Genomic DNA, 17,998 nt, shown 5'->3' with positions numbered 1-17,998 from the left:
ACCGTCAGAGCAAGGCCGCCTGAGGTTGAAAGTCCAGAAAAACGTCCGCACGCCCCTTGGCGCAAGGCGTGGCCGGCAATCACAAGTTGAATGCTGATATGTTCAACGCGTTGATCGATCCCAACAAAGCCAGCGAATTATCTGCCAGCGTGCTACCGAGTTTGCGGCACATTTTGTACACTGGGATCCATGGATTGTACTGGTGCACGGTGATCACCGTGATTTTAGCCTTGATCGCTAATTATTTTGATCATGATGGCCAATTAACGGCCTAATAAAAAGGTCCTCAATCGAGGGCCTTTTTATTAGGCTTCAGATTTGATTTTTGGCCACCAAAGATATGCCAGCAAACAAACACCAAACAAAGCGAGCAACCAGCCGGCGGCGACATCAGTGGGATAGTGGACTTGCACGTAGATTCGGGATACGCCAGTGAGAAAAATCATGACGCCAGAAACAAGGCGCAGACCCCAAGCCCATTTTTTGGATACGGGCCAAATCAAAGTTAAAACAATTAAGCTACCATATAAAAGCATTGCCCCTGCAGAATGCCCACTGGGAAACGAAAAGCCGCCAGCAGTGGTCAATGGATGAATGCTGGGATCGGCGATAAATGGGCGTGGGCGGCGTAACCAGTGTTTGATCAAGTGATTGATGCCAGACATCACCGCGACGTTGCTGAGGACAAATAACGCTTGATACGGGCGCTTTTGCCACCACAGCCCGAAAGCAAAAACAGCGGCGATGAGGGTGACACTGAGGGGATCGCCTAAAGTGGTAATCACCAGCAAGCTTGCAGTCAACCAACTTGGCCGCGTGTGACAAATCACGTTAATGATTGGCTGATCGAGGGTGGACAGCCAGCTGCTATGTTGCCACACGCCGTAAATCAAAGGCAAAGCGCAGATCAAGGCAATGATGGCGATGGGGATGAATGATTGAGGACGCCGAGCATTCGGCGTGAATATTTTATTTTTCATAGAAGTAATCCTAGCATAGATTGGTTGCTAAGGCTTGTCAGAACCTTTAAGTTTTGCTATTATTGACCCAATATCAAACGAACAAGGGACTAGTAATCCAGCTACGGGTCAACAGAAAACAAGCGGGCAATGTGAGCTTGGCGAAGTAGTAGACGAACTCACCTTTTGCGTTGTCGGCGTGAACTCAGTAGCGCCGCGCGGCTGGACCGTTATCCCAATCAAGCGCTGCATCATGCAGAACTTAGGTGGTACCGCGGTGAAAGCCGTCCTAACTTTTTAGGACGGCTTTTTGTATTCTTTGCTCAGTTTGGTTAACTCTAGGAGGCAATTTTGATGGTATACGATCACAAGGCGATCGAGAAAAAGTGGCAGAAGTATTGGGCTGAACACAACGAGTTCAACACCACCACTGACCCCGATAAAAAGAATTTTTATGCGTTGGACATGTTCCCATATCCGTCAGGCCAAGGCTTGCATGTGGGGCATCCAGAAGGCTATACAGCTACGGATATTACCGCCCGCATGAAGCGGATGCAAGGCTTCAACGTGTTGCATCCAATGGGTTGGGATGCGTTTGGCTTGCCAGCTGAACAATACGCCTTGAACACCGGCCATAACCCCCGGGAATTCACCAAGAAAAACATTGAAAACTTCAAGCGTCAAATCAATTCACTGGGCTTTTCTTACGACTGGAACCGTGAATTGTCCACCACTGATCCGAACTACTACAAGTGGACCCAATGGATCTTCGAACAACTGTACAAGCATGGTTTAGCTTATGAAGCTGAAATCCCAGTCAACTGGAGTCCAGATCTAGGGACTGTGGTTGCCAATGAAGAAGTCATCGACGGCAAAACTGAACGTGGCGGCTTCCCAGTCATTCGCAAACCAATGCGTCAATGGATGTTGAAAATCACCGCTTATGCCGACAAGTTGTTGGCAGATCTGGATGATTTGGATTGGCCTGAAAACATCAAACAGATGCAACGCAATTGGATCGGCCGTTCCGTTGGGGCCCAAGTGACCTTTAAAGTCGCAGACTCTGACAAGTCTTTTGACATTTTCACGACGCGTCCAGATACCTTGTTTGGCGCCACTTACAGCGTCATGTCCCCAGAACATGAGTTAGTCGACCAAATCACCACGCCAGAACAAAAAGCCGCAGTTGATGCTTATAAAGCGGCCATCGAACACAAGTCTGACTTGGAACGCACTGACTTGAACAAAGACAAAACTGGTGTCTTCACCGGCGCATATGCGATCAACCCGATCAACGGCGAAAAACTGCCAATTTGGATCTCTGATTATGTCTTAGCCACTTATGGGACTGGGGCAATCATGGCCGTTCCTGCCCATGATGATCGTGACTATGCCTTTGCTAAGAAGTTTGATTTGAAGATCATCCCAGTGATCGAAGGCGGCAACGTTGAAGCAGAAGCTTACACTGGCGACGGCGTGCACATCAACTCCGGGTTCTTAGACGGGTTGAACAAAGCCGATGCCATCGACAAGTCTATTGAATGGCTTGAAGCAAAAGGTGTCGGCGAGAAGCATGTCAATTACAAGCTGCGCGACTGGGTCTTCTCCCGTCAACGCTATTGGGGCGAACCAATTCCTGTGATTCACTGGGAAGATGGCGAAACCACGTTGGTTCCAGAAGATGAATTGCCATTGATGTTGCCTGAAGAAGCTGACATCAAACCTTCTGGTACTGGTGAATCTCCATTGGCCAACTTGGATGATTGGGTCAATGTGGTCGACGAAAACGGCCGCAAAGGGAAGCGCGAAACCAACACCATGCCACAATGGGCCGGGTCTTCTTGGTACTTCTTGCGCTTTGTGGATCCGCACAACAAAGAAGCCCTTGCTGATTATGACAAGCTCAAAGAATGGCTGCCGGTCAACTTGTACATCGGCGGTGCGGAACACGCGGTATTGCACTTGTTGTACGCCCGGTTCTGGAACCTCTTCTTGCATGATATCGGTGCTATCCCGAACAAAGAACCCTTTCAAAAGTTGTATAACCAAGGGATGATCTTAGGCGATAACCATGAAAAGATGTCCAAGTCTAAAGGCAACGTCGTCAACCCAGATGACGTGGTGGAACAATACGGTGCCGATACTTTGCGCTTGTATGAAATGTTCATGGGCCCATTGGATGCCGGGATCGCTTGGAGCACCACTGGTTTAGCCGGGGCGCGCAAGTTCTTGGATCGCGTATACCGCACCTTCATTGATGACAACGGTAAAATGCGTGATCACATCACCACCTTCAACGATGGCAAACTCGACAAGGTTTACAACGAAACCGTCAAGAAAGTTACCGAAGACTTTGAAGACTTGCACTTCAACACCGCCATTTCGCAAATGATGGTTTTCATCAACGAAGCGCAAAAAGCCGACGTCTTGCCATATGAATATGTTGAAGGCTTGGTCAAGATGCTCGTCCCAATTGCCCCGCATTTGATGGAAGAAATCTGGAACAAGTTAGGTCATGATCACAGCTTGACTTATGCGGCTTGGCCAACTGTGGATGAATCCAAGTTAGTCACCAAGCAATACACCTTGATGGTGCAAGTCAATGGGAAGCTGCGCGGTCATATCACCGTCGACGCTGATCTTGACAATGAAACTGCCAAGGCCAAAGCCAAGGAAATCGAAAATGTGGCGAAGTTTATCGCTGGCAAGACGATTGTTAAAGAAATCGTCGTCCCAAATAAGATCGTCAACATTGTTGTCAAATAAGTTTTTCCAAGGAGTCAAGGCTTAGGCCTTGGCTTTTTTGTGCGGGGCATACCGATAATGACAGCTGGCGGCTTTCAGTTAGCTCGACTTAACAAATGTGAATTCTGCGTTACCATAAGAGTTAAGGAGGCTTCGAATTGAAAAAAACTTTAATTTCAATTGTTTGTTTCATCGGATTATGTGCGACTAGTGCCGTGCCAGTGCTCGCTGACTCAACAGTGCAAGTCAATCCCAAGACGCCAACTTATTACTACTATGACCTCGCTTGGCAAAATGTGTCCGGCAAGCTCAAGCATATCGGTTGGGTCGCACCGACGACGCCAGCCAGTGACGCCACGCAAGGTGACTATGTCCAAGGCACGATTTCACCGCGTGGCAATGTCAATGGTCAACCTGCTGTCAACAAAACGCAAACCACACCAGCTGAATAAAAATCAAGTCGAGTCCATGATGGCTCGACTGTTTTTTTGGTGTAAAACACATGACGAATCACGTTCATTCGTTGAATCACCCGTGAATATCTATTAAACTGTAAAGGATAGTGCATTGATAGGAGCGGCGTAGCACACATGGAAAAACAAACATCGGCACAACGCCCCAAGCGTTCTGCCCAAGAACAAATGCTACGCGGTTCGGCATGGATGACCGCTGGCAGTATTTTCTCCCGGATCTTAGGTGCGATTTATATCGTCCCTTGGCGTATTTGGATGGGCGCAGCTTTTTTAACCGCCAACGCCTTATTTACCAAAGGGTATCAGATCTATAGTGTGTTTTTGATCATCGGCACCGCTGGGATCCCCAGTGCGATTTCCAAACAAGTGGCGCATTACAATGCCATGAATGAATATAAAACTGGCCTCAGGCTATTTTTTAATGGTTTATTGTTGATGGCGGGGATGGGCATATTGTCATTTGGGGCGTTATGGTTCTTGGCCCCGATTTTGGCGGTACATGATCCGGCGTTGACACAGATTTTTCGCTCGTTGGCCTGGCCGTTATTGTTGATCCCGATTTTATCGATTTTACGGGGCTTTTTCCAAGGCTATAACGAAATGGCGCCCAGTGCCATCAGTCAGTTCATTGAACAAGTAGCGCGGATCATTTACATGTTGTTGATGACCTTTATCATCATGCGCTTAGGTAGTGGCAATTACGTTGATGCGGTATCGCAATCCACGTTTGCGGCTTTTGTCGGCGCGGTATTTGGTTTGGGCTTGTTGGCAGTTTACTTTTTGCGGCAACGTCAGCGTTTTGTGGAATTGGCTGAAACCAGTGATGATAATTTACAGATTTCGATTCCAGAAATTTTATTGGATATCATCAAACAAGCCGTACCGTTTATTATTTTGGATTCGGCGATCAACTTGTACTACATCGTCGATCAATACACGTTCAATCCGATGATGCACGTGCGCTATGCGGTTTCCGAACACCGCTTAGATGAAATTTATGCGTTGTTTGCGGGGAACGCTAATAAGTTGATCATGATCGTGGTGTCATTGGCAGTCGCCATGGCAGTTACCGCCTTGCCGTTATTGGCTACGGCAGCGACGCGAGGCGACAAGCATGAAGTGGCTGCACAAATCACCAACACCTTGCAATTGTTTTATGTGGTGATGATCCCAGCCGCAGTGGGGATGGCAGCCATTGCCAAACCGTTATATGTGCTGTTTTACGGCTATGATGAACTCGGTGTGCATATGTTAGAGCTGTCCAGCTTTTTGGCAATCTTGCTTGGGTTGTTCACGGTATTGGCGACGTTGTTGCAAGGCATGTTTCGCAACCGGTTGGCGATTGCTGAAATGGCAGTGGGATTTGCCGTCAAAATCGTCTTACAGTGGTTGATGATCTACTTTTTCAATGTGTATGGCCCCACCATCAGCTCGATGATCGGCATGATCGTCACCAGCTTGTTGATGTTGCATACCTTGCGGGTAGATTATCACTATAAAGCGCGGCAAACGATGCGCCGCCTGCTTGGCATTTGCGGCTTTTCCGCGTTGATGTTTGTCGTGGTTCGCGGCATCGCGCTGTTGATGGGCATGTTCTTAGGCACTCAGCGCGCGTTACCGGCAATTTTAACCATCGTCGTGGCAGTCCCATTAGGCGTGCTTGTTTATGGCTATGCCATTTTGAAAACGCGCTTGGCTGACATGATCGTCGGCTCGCGGGTGGCTGGTATCCGGCGACGGTTGCATATGAGGTAAGCTTTGAGATTAGATAAATATTTGGCGCATTTGCAAGTCGGCAGTCGTGCTGAAGTGAAGCAATTGATCAAGAAAAAACTGGTGACTGTTGACGGTGACGTCGTGCGCGATCCCGGGTTTGCCGTGACTGAAACGATGCAAGTGGCAGTCTCCGGGAAAATGGTTTCTGGACAGCTGGCTGTGACTTATATGATGAATAAACCAGCTGGCGTGATCACCGCGACAGAAGATCCGCAAGCCCGAACCGTTTTGGATCTGGTTACACCCAGTGATCGCCGACCGGGGTTGTTTCCAGTGGGCCGCTTGGATAAAGATACGACGGGCTTGTTGTTGTTGACGACTGATGGGGCATTAGGCCATGACTTGTTATCCCCCAAGCACCATGTGGATAAAACTTACTTGGCGACGCTAGATGGAGCATTAACGCCTGACATGATCGCGCAACTTGAAGCGGGGATCGTCTTTAAAGATTTCACCTCAGCGCCAGCTCAGGTAAAATCAGTTGGTGATTGTGAGGCTGAGATCACGATTCATGAAGGCAAATTCCATCAAGTGAAGCGCATGTTTCATGCCGTTGGCGTCGAAGTCGTAAAACTGCAACGTTTGTCCATGGGCGGCTTGCGCTTGCCCGATGATTTGCAAGCAGGGCAATATCGGCTGTTAACAGAAGCCGAAATGAAGCAATTACAGCAATAACTCGTAAGGGATCAGTGAAAGCTGGTCCTTTTTTTGTATTTGAGGACAAAAAAAGAGCTCAACTTCTCAGTTGAACTCAAGTAGTGCCGCAAACAGGAGTCGAACCTGCACAAGGAAAACCTTACAGCGACCTGAACACTGCGCGTCTGCCAATTCCGCCATTGCGGCATGAGTTGTTAACTTAACAACGAAAACTAGTATATCAAGGTTTGTCGAGTGTGTCCAGTCCCAAGCCAAAAAACTTGCGGTACAATAGTCTTGAGGTGATAGCAATGCAAACTCTTTCAGAACAATGTGTGAGCCAAGTGGTTCACCCTCGAAAAAAGAAAAGTTATAAAGGTCAGTTCGGTCGCGTGACAGTCATCGGTGGCAATGCCCAATATGGCGGCGCTGCGATCATGTCGGCAAGTGCTGCAGTATATGCAGGCGCAGGCTTAGTGAGTGTGGTGACAGATGCGGTGAATCGCTCGGCGTTGCATGCTCGCTTGCCAGAGGCGATGATTTTGCCATTTGATGCCGGCAAGCTTGAAGCCTTGCTCATTGCCCAAGATGTGTTAGTGATCGGGCCAGGTTTAGGCGATGATAATGCGGCTTTACATTTATTAAAGCGAGTATTTGCTACGATTCGTCCTGACCAAACAGTGATTATCGACGGGTCAGCCATCACCTTGATTGCCCGTGAGCACTTAACAGTGCCTGAAGCGCGATTGATTTGGACCCCACATCAAATGGAGTGGCAACGCTTGTCTGGCGTCAAGCTTTCCGATCAAAACCCACAAACCAATGCGCAAGCAGCAAAAAAAATTTCGGGCGTCGTGATCGTAAAATCTGAAGCAACCGAGATTTTTGGGCTGCAAGAAGCCTATTTGAATCCAGCGGGCTCGCCAGCGATGGCAACAGGAGGTTCAGGTGATACGTTAACGGGTATCTTGGCGGCGTTTGTTGGTCAGTTCGGGTATTCAGATGCCACGATTTGTGCGGCGGTGTATACCCACAGTGCCGTCGCTGATGAGGTTGCAAGCACCCATTATGTGGCCTTACCAACTCAAGTGATTACGCAACTACCACAATATATGGCACTGATGTCGCAAAAATAATCCACAGTATCCACAAGATGTTGTGGATATCTTTTTGCCTGTGATTAGACCAGTGCTGACAGTGGCTAATTTTTCTGCGATCCTTGCGCATCTGTCGGTTAAATTCAAAGAGAAAATCACAAAAAATCCGAACAATACAAGATTAATACCGGAAAATGATGGGACTTATGGTAAACTAAATTTATCAATCAAAAAGGCAGGAAATCAACCTATGCAAGTCATCGTTACTGTGATCGGAACCGATAAAGTCGGCATTATCGCCAAAGTCACCACCAAACTCGCCGCATTGAACGTCAATATTTTAGATGTGTCCCAAACGATTATGCAAGGCGCATTTACGATGATGTTATTGGCCAAGTTGCCTGAAGACGGGGACTTTGGGGCCATCAAGGCCGACTTGCAAGATCTTGGGGCTGACATCGGTGTTGAAGTGAAAATCGCCCGTCAAGAAATTTTTGACGCGATGCACAAACTCTAGGAGGCAGGAACGCATGGAAAGCAACCAGATCAAAGAAACGATTCAAATGATCGCCGAAGAAAACTTGGATATTCGCACGGTCACCATGGGGATCTCCTTGTTGGATTGTATCACTGGCGATACCAAAACCACCGCTCAGCGCGTTTATGCCAAAATTGTTGATAAGGCCAAGAACTTGGTGCCAGTGGCCAACGCGATTTCCAGTGAATTCGGGATTCCGATCGTGAACAAGCGCATTTCAGTGACGCCAGTGGCAATGTTGGCTGGCGCTGATCCAAAGCCAGACTTTTTGCCGATCGCCAAAGCCATGGATGATGCGGCTAAAGCCGTTGAAGTGGACTTAATCGGTGGGTTTTCAGCAACAGTGCAAAATGGCTGCACGCCAGCCGATTTGGCCTTGATCGATCAAATTCCCGCTGCCTTGGCAGCGACGGATCGGGTATGTTCCAGCGTCAATATCGGGGCCTCTCGCTCTGGTTTGAACATGGATGCCGTGAAGTTGATGGGCGAATGCGTCAAAGCCATCGCTGACATTGATCCAAAACTCGCCATGAAATTGGTGGTGTTCTGTAACGCGGTGGAAGATAATCCGTTTATGGCTGGCGCTTTTTGGGGTGTATCTGAAGGCGATGTCGCGATCAACACTGGGGTTTCTGGTCCTGGTGTCGTACAGCGGGCCATTGCCAATCAACCGGATGCGGATTTTGAAGTGATGTGTGAAACCATCAAAAAAACTGCTTTTAAAGTTTCTCGCATGGGGCAGTTTGTCGGCAAAGTCGCAGCGGAACGTTTAGGGGTACCGTTCAACATCGTCGATCTCTCCTTAGCGCCAACGCCTGCTAAGGGGGATTCTGTGGCTGAAATTCTGGAAACCATGGGCTTGAGTCATGTCGGTACGCCTGGGACGACCGCCGCGCTCGCATTATTGAATGATGCGGTGAAAAAAGGCGGCGTGATGGCAGCCGAACGCGTTGGTGGGTTATCTGGGGCGTTCATTCCGGTTTCAGAAGATGCCAACATGATCAAAGCGGCCGAAGCCGGCCACATCACCTTGGAAAAACTCGAAGCGATGACGGCGGTTTGTTCGGTCGGCTTGGATATGATCGCGGTGCCAGGGGAAACACCAGCAACGACGATTTCGGGAATGATCGCCGATGAGGCGGCCATTGGCATGATCAACAACAAAACCACGGCGGTGCGGGTGATCCCAGTGCCTGGTAAAAAAGTCGGCGATGCCATTGAATTTGGTGGGCTGTTCGGCTCAGCACCGATCATGGCAGTGAACACCGGGGACGCATCAGTATTCGTCAACCGCGGTGGCCATATTCCAGCGCCAATTCACAGCTTCAAGAATTAATCGATGAGAATTTTACTGAGCCTCGACGATTCATTTCGTTGAGGCTTTTTTCGTTTGCTCAAAGTTGTCCAATGTTTCAAAAGATGAAACGCCTTTGCTTTGCGTAATTTATTAGTGAAGGGGTGATCGAATGTTTGTGGCAATGACAACTGATGAAAAGCGCATTACCTTAGTGGATCATGAACAGGCAGAAAAATTACGCGGCGGTGAGTTTATCTGTCCGGCTTGTCGCGAACCCGTCCGCATCAAAAACGGGCAAGTGATGCCTGCACATTTTGCCCATATCGGACCGGCTTGTGATGTCGACAGCGAAGGCGAAAGTACGATTCATTTGCGCGGCAAACAGTGGCTGATGCAGTTGGGCCAATTGTTAGGTTATGCCGTGACGCTAGAAGTGTATTATCCAGAAATTCGCCAGCGTGCAGATGTGGTGTGGGAAAAGCCTGAACGGAAATTGATTTTGGAATTTCAGTGCAGTCCATTAGACCCGAAGCGCTTGAAAGAACGGACGAAAGGTTATGCACAATTAGGGTTGGAAGTGATTTGGATCCTCGGCCCGCGTTACTACAGTCAACGACCTGGCGGCATGCAGGCCAAATTCTTGCGTTGGGATACGCAACATGGCTATCACTTGTGGTATAGCGACGGCCAAAACTTTTTGGAATTGTGGCAAGCACAAAGGGGGTATTTCAACGTGCAACGCTTTAGTCAGGGACCGATGCACCAGCGCCAAGTACGAGTCGGACAATCTGGGCCTAAAATCGTGCGCTTGATCGATAACGCCTTGCATTATCGCGAGCGCAATGTATTGGCGTTGCAACAACTCGCGTATGCGCAAGGACAACATCTCAGCGGCTTACCTTGGTTGGTGCATGAGCACTTAACGCAGTTGATCGGGTTGAAAGTACCTGAGTGGCAACTGCGCGCGAAGTGGTTATTAACCTTTGAAGGTGGCAATATTTCCCGGGAAATGAATCAGAAATTCTGGCATGAGCAAGTCGCACTCGCCATCACACCGTTAGTGGACAATGCGGCACTGGTGACGACGGTGGCAACGGTGTGGCTGCAGACATTGAGCCAAGCAGGTTATTTAAATGCCACCGCCGATGGCTGGCAGTGGGTCAAGCCGTTGCCGTGGTTTGTCGATGGCGAACACAAATTAGCAGCCTTGCGCTGAATCGACGCAAAAGCCCACGACTACTTTGTGAAGTTGTCGTGGGCTGATTGGAATTGGGGATCAAAGCACGTGTAGCATCGAAGGTGACGTTGGCTCAGCGAGCTTTTCGCAGACGGCTTTGAGGCGTTGATAGTTGCGGGTATTGCCGAGCTTGACGCCAGCGTCAAGACTTGCGGTGTCAAACACGACGACATCTGGGGCTTGGGTGACGCCCATTTCTTGAGCCATGTGTTGATCACTATCCAGGCAACGCGTGGTCGCCAAACGCTGACGATCATCGAGAAAGGCAGCTTGATTTAAGTGATAGCCAGAAACCAGCGCCATCGCAAAGGCGGGATCATAGGTGAAATTGCCATCGTTGAACATTTCTTGCTCGCCTAACAGCAGTTGGCGGGCTTTTTGATTGCCTTGTAGTTGGGCGGCTTTGAAGTCTAAGGCCACTTGATAAGCGGCATCGTTGACTAGGTTGCGTAAGTTCAAATCTTTAGGGTCTTGATGGTGATGCGTGAGGATATCGGTGATCACTTGAAAATTGAGCAACATCGCGACATGCAAGTCGACTTTTTGACGTGATTCCTGTTGGAGACGAAAGACTGCGGCTTCAGCTTGGCGGCATTGTGCGCCAAGTGGATTCACAAACAGAAACATTTCTAACAAGTTGGACCCTCCAAATTTATTCGATATCCTAACTTTACCAGATAATTTTTAGAACACAATTTTTAGCCTTGTGACTTATTCACATTATCAATTGCACGCTGGATCTTGTTTTCTGGAGGCAGTAAGTTGATGGCAAAATCTGTGGCCAATTGTTGCCAAAAGGCCTGGGCTACGGCGATATCGGTGTATTCCATTTCCAGTTCCCAATCATCGTGACCATTGGCGTAGGTGGTGTGATCAAGCGTCAGCAAACCGGCAGGCTGCGGGGCTAAATAGCGCGTGGTCGTGGCTTGGCCGATCAGTTGTAAGTCGGCCAAAGCGATGCCGGCTTGGCTCAGCTGGGCCTCAACTGCACCACCGGCAACCAAGTCAGCGCCTTTGATCGCATCCGTGTATTCGATCAACTTGCGGTTTGGCCCAGCTGGGACTTTGAGCGTTTGTTCGGCATGATCAGCAAATTCGCGTGTGCGCAAGCCGAAGTGATGGACTTTGAGTTGATGATTGACGGTATCGAAATAACGATTGGTTTGGGTAAACGGCGGCTGAAAGGTGATTTGCGTGAGTAATTGCTCAGCCGTAGTAGCAGGCAGAAGCGTTTTGAATTCTTGTTCGACTTGTTTTGACAATTTTGTGGTCCTTTCGGTGTACTCGTCAACTAATATTGTCTCCATTATATGGTAAACTAAGATTGTTACAATATGGATGTGGAGGCATGGCGATGCAACGTGATTGGGATAGCTTTTTAATGCCGTATTATCAAGCGGTTGATGAACTGAAAATTAAATTCCGTGGAATGCGGAAACAATTTCAACAAGCCAATGAACACACGCCGATCGAATTTGTGACCGGCCGGGTCAAACCCATCGACTCCATTATCGAAAAACAGTCGCGGCGCTATATTTCAGACCAATTGTTGGAACAAGATATGCAAGATATCGCGGGGCTGCGGATCATGTGCCAATTTGTGGAAGATATTTACCAAGTGGTGGATCTTTTGCACAAACGCACCGACATGAAAATCGTCGAAGAACGCGATTATGTCACTAACGTCAAGCCCAGTGGCTACCGCTCGTATCATGTGGTGATCGAATATCCGGTGCAATTGGTACATGGCGAAAAGAAACTCCTCGCTGAAGTGCAGATCCGCACTATGGCGATGAACTTCTGGGCCACCATCGAGCACTCATTAAATTATAAATACCAAGGCGAATTTCCTGATGATTTGAAGGCGCGTTTGAAGCGGGCGGCGGAAGCCAGTTTCATGCTCGATGAAGAAATGTCTGAGATCCGAGAAGAAATTCAAGAAGCCCAACAGCTGTTTTCTTATGGCAAAGGTCAAAATGTCCCGATGCCAAAAGCAGACAAAAAGGATGACTAGTATGCGTATCGCCATCATCAAAAATTCGAATAGTCAATCAAAAACCGCGGCCAAAAAGCTGGAAGACAAGCTGACGGCCGCGGGTTTTGAAATGGATCTGGACACACCTGATGTGGTGATCACCGTTGGCGGCGATGGCACGCTGTTAGGCGCGTTTCACCGTTATGCGCAACAGCTCGATCATGTGCGCTTTATTGGGGTGCATACTGGGCATTTAGGCTTTTATACCGATTGGCGCGATTTTGAAATCGACCAATTGGTGCAAGCCTTGCTCAATGACTCTGGGCAAAGTGTGTCTTATCCCTTGTTAGATGTGTTAGCGGACTACGAAGATGGGACCACTTCGCATTATTTGGCGTTGAATGAAGCGACTTTGAAGCGCTTGTCCGGGACGATGCGCTGCGATGTTTATATCAAAGAAGACTTTTTTGAAAGCTTTCGTGGGGATGGCTTATGTGTGTCGACACCAACTGGATCCACGGCTTATTCCAAGTCTAATGGCGGCGCGGTGATCCATCCGCGCTTGGATGCCATGCAAGTGACTGAAATTGCCTCGATCAACAACCGCGTCTTCCGCACATTAGCCGCCCCAATGATCTTAGCGCCTGATGAATGGGTGATTTTGCGTCCAGAACCGTTCCAAGATTATCTCATGAGCATCGATCAATTTTCGATCACGCCGCAGTTGGTCACGTCGATCCGCTTTAAAATTGCCAGCGAGCGGATCCATTTTGCCCGGTATCGGCACATGCACTTCTGGGATCGCGTGGAAGATGCCTTCATCGGCGCCAAGCAGTGAAATTAACGTGGACTTATGCGCAAAGCGAGCCGATCAAGTTGTACACGTTCTTGCGACAAATCGGCATGGCGCGCATGCAAATCAAAAAAGCGAAATTTCACGGTGGGGAATTCTTTGTGAACGCAGAGTCCGTGCACACCAATTTTGTCGTCCATCAAGGTGATGTGGTCGACATGGTGCTAGCGCCAGATAAAGTCTCTGATCAAGTGATCCCGTATTCAGCACCATTTGATATCGTGTATGAAGATCGCGACTATTTAGTCGTCAACAAACCCGCCGGTATCGCATCAATCCCAGATGTGGCCAAAAGCCCAGACACCATGGCCAATCGCGTGAAGGCGTATTTGATCGACTCCCAGGCTGAAAGCACCGCCATTCATGTGGTGACGCGCTTAGACCGCGATACCAGTGGCTTGATGCTATTTGCCAAACATAGCCTTGCCCATAGCTTGATCGATACGCTATTGCATACCGACAAGATGCAAAAGCATTATTTGGCGCTAGTTTCTGGGGCCAAGGCGATTCCGGCTCATGGCTGGTTGGTTTTGCGCTTAGGACGCACGACAGATTTTTATATGCATCGTGGCGTGGTGGCTGACGGCAAAGTGTCAGTGACTGAATATGAGGTCCTGGATCAAGTCCCTGAAGCGCAATTGATCCGTGTCCGTCTGCATACTGGCCGTACCCATCAAATTCGGGCGCATTTTTCAGCAATCGGACATCCGTTGTTTGGGGATGACTTGTATGGTGGCCCTGCGGTACCAGAACTCGATCGCCAAGCGCTGCATTGTGCGGAACTCGATTTCTGGCAACCGCTGACGCAACAAATGATCCACCTCAAAGCGCCATTACCAAAAGATTTGAAGGCATTAGCCAATCAGCTGCAATTAAAAAGTCAGTAACTGCACATTATGTGTGATGTTACTGACTTTTTTACGTTGCAGAGACTTTATTTAACCGTAGTTCCGACACCGTGGAAAAATAATACTTCCAAGAATGTTAGATAAGCTATCTCCAATAATTGACAAAAAAGCCATTAAATTACAAACTAATGCTAATCAATTATTAACCGTTATTTAATTATCTAGGGGGAGAAACATGACTTATCACATAAATTTATCGGCAATCCAAGACGATTTTCTGAAGTACGCTAAAATGAACACGCGCTCGGATCCCACTCAAACTTCAGTCCCGTCCACTCCAGGACAAACTGTTTTTGCAAAGCATTTAGTCAAACAGATGGAGATGCTGGGCCTCACCGATGTTCATCTTAACATGGCCAGTGGATTTGCTTCTGGAACCTTGGTGGCTAATATTAACAAAAATGTGCCGAGTATTGGATATATTGCCCACCTGGATACGGCAAATTACGAAGCGGCAGGTGTACATCCCGTGATCCACGAAAACTACGATGGAACTCCGATTCATTTTGATAATGGACTTGAACTGACCGTCGATCAGTTTCCGGAATTACGCCGCTATTTTGGTGAAACGTTAATTTCAAGCGATGGCACCACACTTTTGGGAGTCGATGACAAGGCTGGCATCGCCGGTGCAATCGGCGCAGTTCGTTATTTGATTGCGCATCCCGAAGTCAAACACGGTGAGATCAAATTAGCTTTTGGCCCAGATGAAGAAATCGGTACTGGCGCGGACCGTTTTGATGTGGCGAGCTTCGCAACGGATTTTGCCTACACGCTGGATAACGGCGATCTCGGTCAAATTGAATACGAAACTTTCAATGCTGCTCAGGCTACGCTGGAGATTCAAGGCGTTTCCGTGCATCCCGGCAACGCCAAAGACTTATTGATCAATGCCTTGTCCATTGCGCGCGACTTTGATAATGCGTTGCCGAAATATGAGCGTCCTGAATATACCGAGGGGCATCAAGGCTATTTCCACTTGAATTCGGTTCATGGCAACACAGATCATGCTACGGTGGTATACACCATTCGCGATCACGATAAGGAGCTGTTTGATGCGCGTAAAGCAACGTTTCAACAAATTGCCGAGACTCTAAACGCGCAATTTGACACGTTGAGAATTACGATTGCGATGCACGACCAATATTACAATGGTGCTTCAGCAATTCAAAAAAATCCCCAGATACTCGCCTTGGCCGAAGCGGGGATTAAAGCAGTCGGCTTGACGCCTTCGATTATCCCGTTTCGCGGTGGAACCGATGGCTCAAAAATTACTTATTTAGGTTTGCCCACCCCTAACTTGTTTAACGGTGGGATTAACTTTCATGGACCATATGAAGTTGTGTCAACGGAGGCGATAGGCAAACTAGCTGAGACGTTGGTTGCCATTGCTAGTTTGAATGTTGAACAAAGCGAATGATCCGGAAAACAGTAGCAATGTTAACGAGGAGAGATACTGAATGAATTTAAAAACTAGTAGGATCGTCGTAGGAACCAGCACATTATTGTTGCTGGCTGGTTGTGGGACTAACGCCAAGAGTAAGAAACAGACGCTTTCGTGGATGGAAACAGCGGCAATCGTGACCAACGATTCGGCCCAAGCAACTGATACCGGTTCTTTTCAGATGATGATGAATACCCAAGAGGGAATCTATCGGATGAAAGATAAAGGGCAAAAGCTGACGTTGGCGTTAGCCAAGAAAGTTTCCGTGTCTAAAGACGGCTTGACTTATCACGTCACTTTGCGCCACGCCAATTGGAGCAACGGTGATCCAATCACCGCACAGAACTTCGTATATGGGTGGCGACGCACTGTTACGCCAGCGACGAAATCACAAGATGCGTTTTACTTCTCACCAGTAAAAAATGCAGATGCGATTATTGCGGGGAAGATGTCCCCAACCAAACTTGGCATAAAATCCCAAGACAAATATCATTTCACAATCACCTTGGCGAAGCCAACAGCATACTTCAAGAAAGTCTTAGCCTTTCCGTTGTACTATCCGCAAAATCAAAAAGTGATTGAAAAATATGGCAAAGATTACGCCACGACCAGCGCTAAGCAAGTGTACTCCGGTCCTTTCAAGCTAACCAAGTGGAATGGTTCCTCAGACTCATGGACCCTGGTCAAAAACAACCAATATTGGGACAAGAAGGCAGTCAAGCTGACCAAGATCAATGAAACTGTGGTAAAGGATTCCTCTACGGCGATAAATTTGTATAATTCAGGCAAGCTCGATGAGGTGACCTTGACGGGTGCCTTGGCACAACAACAGGTCAACAACAAAGAAGCCGTTAATCGCTTAAGTGCTAATCTGGTGCGTTTGGACCTGAACCAAAAGACCCAGCCAGCGTTCAAGGATCAAAAAATTCGCCAAGCGTTGTCGTTGACCATCAATCGCCAAGCTTTAGTGAAGAATGTGCTGAAAGATGATTCGACCGCGGCGTTAGGCTTTGTCCCAGTAGGCTTGGCGACAAACTCAATTACCGGTAAGGATTTTGCTAAGAGCACTCAAATAAAATCGGCAGTTGCCTTTGATTTGGCCAAAGCCAAGAAGCTTTGGCAGGCTGGTAAATCGGAAATTGGTATCACCAAACTGAATATCACTCTTTTGGCAGATGATACGGATAACTCCAAGAGTGTGTCAGAGTACCTACAAGGCGCGTTGCAGAAACTACCCGGCTTGACGGTCACGGTGCGCAACATCCCTAAGGCCCAACGGTTGCAAGAGCAAAACTCTGGCAATTACGACATTGTTGCCGCCACTTGGCAGTCCACTTGGTCTGATCCGTACAACTTCTTGGATATTTGGTTGTCGAATTCCAGTTACAACAATTCTAGTTACAAAAGTACGAAAGTCGATCAATTGCTAGACGACAGCGAAAACAAATATGGCAATGATTCACAAAAGCGTTGGGTTACGTTGCAAGCTGCTGAAAGGCAATTGATGACAGATCAAGGTACCATCCCGTTGTATACTGCCAACAACTTGCAGCTTTTGAAATCGAAAGTCAAGCATGTTATTTTCAACCCAACCGGGGTGCCTTATGATTTTAAGTATGCTTCAATCAGATAAGGATTCAGTGCCTGGTGAATGAATAAAGTCCATTCAAAACGTTAAAAAACTGCGAACCTCAGTTGAGATTCGCAGTTTTTGGGGTGCGCCCAGCATGGACGCCAACTAGGTGGTGAAAGTCCACTGTGAGCCGTAGTAGTCGGAATCACTAGCCAAGGGCAAGGGTGTCCATCGTGAGGTGGAATCTGAAGGAAGCCTGATGAGCAAAACACTACGCTGATGTACAAGAAGTAGCTATAAGGCATAAGGTTGCTGCACAAACCAAAGTCCAATACTACTCGAAGTCATGACCGTAAAGCTGACAGCGACATGGTGTGAAAGTTGACGTTCTTACCTGGGGAAGCCTGTATCACATGATCTCGTCTGGGAATGCCCAAAGGAAAACGAGGTAAAGCGAGGCAGTGATGTCTCGTTGAGTGATGCAGGA

At 48.1% G+C, this 17,998-nt stretch carries 17 protein-coding genes and 1 tRNA gene; 14 read left to right on the top strand and 4 right to left on the bottom strand.

Annotated elements, in window-relative coordinates:
- Nucleotides 1–56 precede the first annotated feature (56 nt).
- Nucleotides 57–275 (top strand): hypothetical protein, encoded by a 219-nt coding sequence (locus FD01_RS01955; protein ID WP_056962416.1) that lies wholly within the window; start codon nucleotides 57–59, stop codon nucleotides 273–275.
- A 30-nt stretch (nucleotides 276–305) separates the two neighbouring features.
- Here FD01_RS01955 and FD01_RS01950 read toward each other — a convergent pair whose 3' ends face one another.
- Complete coding sequence (locus tag FD01_RS01950; RefSeq protein ID WP_054714908.1) at nucleotides 306–980, bottom strand: phosphatase PAP2 family protein; 675 nt, start codon at nucleotides 978–980, stop codon at nucleotides 306–308.
- Between the two features lie 333 nt (nucleotides 981–1,313).
- Here FD01_RS01950 and leuS point away from each other — a divergent pair, with 333 nt between their 5' ends.
- From leuS to FD01_RS01930, 4 genes are all read left to right on the top strand, one after another.
- A complete protein-coding gene (leuS, locus tag FD01_RS01945; RefSeq protein WP_056962415.1) occupies nucleotides 1,314–3,725 on the top strand; it encodes a leucine--tRNA ligase in 2,412 nt (803 codons plus the stop codon).
- A 137-nt stretch (nucleotides 3,726–3,862) separates the two neighbouring features.
- Nucleotides 3,863–4,156 carry a hypothetical protein gene (locus FD01_RS01940; protein WP_054714913.1) on the top strand — a complete coding sequence of 98 codons (294 nt, stop codon included), beginning with the start codon at nucleotides 3,863–3,865 and terminating at the stop codon, nucleotides 4,154–4,156.
- Between the two features lie 138 nt (nucleotides 4,157–4,294).
- Nucleotides 4,295–5,932, top strand: a complete 1,638-nt coding sequence (locus FD01_RS01935) for a putative polysaccharide biosynthesis protein (RefSeq protein ID WP_056962414.1) — start codon at nucleotides 4,295–4,297, stop codon at nucleotides 5,930–5,932.
- A gap of 3 nt (nucleotides 5,933–5,935) precedes the next feature.
- Nucleotides 5,936–6,628, top strand: coding sequence for a pseudouridine synthase (locus tag FD01_RS01930; protein ID WP_056962413.1), 693 nt, complete (start codon nucleotides 5,936–5,938; stop codon nucleotides 6,626–6,628).
- Nucleotides 6,629–6,712: 84 nt separating this feature from the next.
- Here FD01_RS01930 and FD01_RS01925 read toward each other — a convergent pair.
- A tRNA-Leu gene (locus FD01_RS01925) sits at nucleotides 6,713–6,796 on the bottom strand.
- Nucleotides 6,797–6,900: 104 nt separating this feature from the next.
- Between FD01_RS01925 and FD01_RS01920 the strand changes: the two genes are divergently transcribed.
- From FD01_RS01920 to FD01_RS01905, 4 genes are all read left to right on the top strand, one after another.
- A complete protein-coding gene (locus FD01_RS01920; RefSeq protein ID WP_054714916.1) occupies nucleotides 6,901–7,725 on the top strand; it encodes an NAD(P)H-hydrate dehydratase in 825 nt (274 codons plus the stop codon).
- Between the two features lie 211 nt (nucleotides 7,726–7,936).
- Nucleotides 7,937–8,203 carry an ACT domain-containing protein gene (locus tag FD01_RS01915; protein WP_054714918.1) on the top strand — a complete coding sequence of 89 codons (267 nt, stop codon included), beginning with the start codon at nucleotides 7,937–7,939 and terminating at the stop codon, nucleotides 8,201–8,203.
- 13 nt (nucleotides 8,204–8,216) lie between these two features.
- Nucleotides 8,217–9,560, top strand: a complete 1,344-nt coding sequence (locus FD01_RS01910) for a PFL family protein (protein ID WP_056962412.1) — start codon at nucleotides 8,217–8,219, stop codon at nucleotides 9,558–9,560.
- A 130-nt stretch (nucleotides 9,561–9,690) separates the two neighbouring features.
- A complete protein-coding gene (locus FD01_RS01905; protein WP_056962411.1) occupies nucleotides 9,691–10,737 on the top strand; it encodes a competence protein CoiA in 1,047 nt (348 codons plus the stop codon).
- A 60-nt stretch (nucleotides 10,738–10,797) separates the two neighbouring features.
- On the opposite strand, the gene FD01_RS01900 is transcribed toward FD01_RS01905, so the two are convergent.
- Nucleotides 10,798–11,385: a DsbA family protein gene (locus FD01_RS01900; RefSeq protein WP_225436266.1), complete on the bottom strand. Its 588-nt coding sequence runs from the start codon at nucleotides 11,383–11,385 to the stop codon at nucleotides 10,798–10,800.
- Nucleotides 11,386–11,456: 71 nt separating this feature from the next.
- A complete protein-coding gene (locus FD01_RS01895; RefSeq protein WP_054714936.1) occupies nucleotides 11,457–12,020 on the bottom strand; it encodes a CYTH domain-containing protein in 564 nt (187 codons plus the stop codon).
- Nucleotides 12,021–12,112: 92 nt separating this feature from the next.
- Between FD01_RS01895 and yjbM the strand changes: the two genes are divergently transcribed.
- From yjbM to FD01_RS01870, 5 genes are all read left to right on the top strand, one after another.
- A complete protein-coding gene (yjbM, locus tag FD01_RS01890) occupies nucleotides 12,113–12,772 on the top strand; it encodes a GTP diphosphokinase (protein ID WP_054714939.1) in 660 nt (219 codons plus the stop codon).
- A gap of 1 nt (nucleotide 12,773) precedes the next feature.
- Entirely contained in the window at nucleotides 12,774–13,571 is a 798-nt protein-coding gene (locus FD01_RS01885) for an NAD kinase (RefSeq protein ID WP_054714942.1), read from the top strand.
- Entirely contained in the window at nucleotides 13,568–14,473 is a 906-nt protein-coding gene (locus FD01_RS01880) for an RluA family pseudouridine synthase (protein WP_054714944.1), read from the top strand. The genes FD01_RS01885 and FD01_RS01880 overlap by 4 nt, the downstream gene beginning before the upstream one ends.
- A 196-nt stretch (nucleotides 14,474–14,669) precedes the next feature.
- Nucleotides 14,670–15,914, top strand: coding sequence for a peptidase T (pepT, locus tag FD01_RS01875; RefSeq protein WP_056962409.1), 1,245 nt, complete (start codon nucleotides 14,670–14,672; stop codon nucleotides 15,912–15,914).
- A gap of 40 nt (nucleotides 15,915–15,954) precedes the next feature.
- The gene (locus tag FD01_RS01870; protein WP_056962408.1) at nucleotides 15,955–17,571 is read left to right on the top strand and encodes a peptide ABC transporter substrate-binding protein; all 1,617 of its coding nucleotides are present in this window, start codon (nucleotides 15,955–15,957) and stop codon (nucleotides 17,569–17,571) included.
- Nucleotides 17,572–17,998 lie beyond the last annotated feature (427 nt).

The sequence above is a fragment of the Lacticaseibacillus manihotivorans DSM 13343 = JCM 12514 genome (assembly GCF_001435035.1).
In the GTDB taxonomy this organism is placed as follows: Bacteria; Bacillota; Bacilli; order Lactobacillales; family Lactobacillaceae; genus Lacticaseibacillus; species Lacticaseibacillus manihotivorans.
The sequence above is the reverse complement of the archived record's forward strand: the minus strand, read 5'-3'. Positions and strand labels throughout refer to the sequence as shown.